At 39.3% G+C, this 1,085-nt stretch carries 1 protein-coding gene; it reads left to right on the top strand.

Going from position 1 to position 1,085, the window contains the following annotated elements:
* On the top strand, positions 1-1,071 hold a 1,071-nt coding region (locus HHU12_RS33390; RefSeq protein ID WP_240971256.1), incomplete at its 5' end, for a methylmalonyl-CoA mutase family protein.
* Positions 1,072-1,085: the final 14 nt, after the last annotated feature.

Genomic DNA, 1,085 nt, shown 5'->3' on the forward strand with positions numbered 1-1,085 from the left:
GGTGACTACTTCCACGAAATCGCTAAATTCAGAGCATTTAGATTATTAGTTTTAGAAATCGCTAAACTTTACGATGCGTCTTTCGATGCAAACAATATCGTAATCGTTGGTAATTCTTCACTATGGTCTAAATCATTATATGATCCAAACGTAAACATGCTTCGTAACACTACGGAAGCAATGTCTGCTGTATTGGGTGGTGTTGATGCTATCAATATCGAAGCACATAATGCTTCTTACGAAAAGCCAACAAGACAGTCACAAAGAGTTGCCTTAAACATTTCTCACTTAATGAGAGAAGAGGCTTACTTAGGTAAAGTAGCTGACCCTGCTTCAGGATCATACTATATCGATACATTGACTGAAAAGTTATTGGATGCTGCTTTATTATTATTCCAAACAATTGAATCTGAAGATGGTTTCTTAGCTTCATTCAAATCGGGTGGAATCCAAAGCTTGATCCAAAAGACTAGAGATCAAAAAGAAAAATTAATCGCTCAACGTAGAAGCGTTTACGTAGGTACAAACAGATACCCTAACCAACAAGAAGTGATCAACCCTGAAGGTGTTCAAGTAAATCACGATACAGTTGCTGAGGTAGAATTGTTATTACCACAACGTGCCACTCTACAGTTTGAGAACCTTCGTCTTAAGACTGAGAAATACGTTCATGATGGCGGTACTCGTCCTAAAGTATTCAATACTTTGTTCGGTAACTTGGCTATGCGTAAAGCAAGATCAACTTTCGCTATGGACTTCTTCGGTACAGCAGGTTTCGCATCAGAGGAGCAATTCTTCAACTCAGTAGAAGAAGCAATCCAAGGTGCTATCCAAACAGATGCTGATATCGTAGTGATGTGTTCTTCGGATCCAGAATACCAAGAGCATGTAGCTGCATTTGCGAAAGCATTCAAAGCTTCAGAAGCAAAAGGTAAGAAATTAATCCTTGCTGGATTCCCAGGTGAATTCGAAGCAGCTTACACAGAAGCAGGTGTTGATGGATTTGTTCACGTGAAAACGAATGCCATTCAAGCGTTAAGCCAATTCCAAGCTGATTTAGAGATCGCTTAATTGGTCTTCTTGAA

It is taken from the genome of Flammeovirga aprica JL-4, from assembly GCF_012844305.1.
GTDB lineage: Bacteria > Bacteroidota > Bacteroidia > Cytophagales > Flammeovirgaceae > Flammeovirga > Flammeovirga aprica.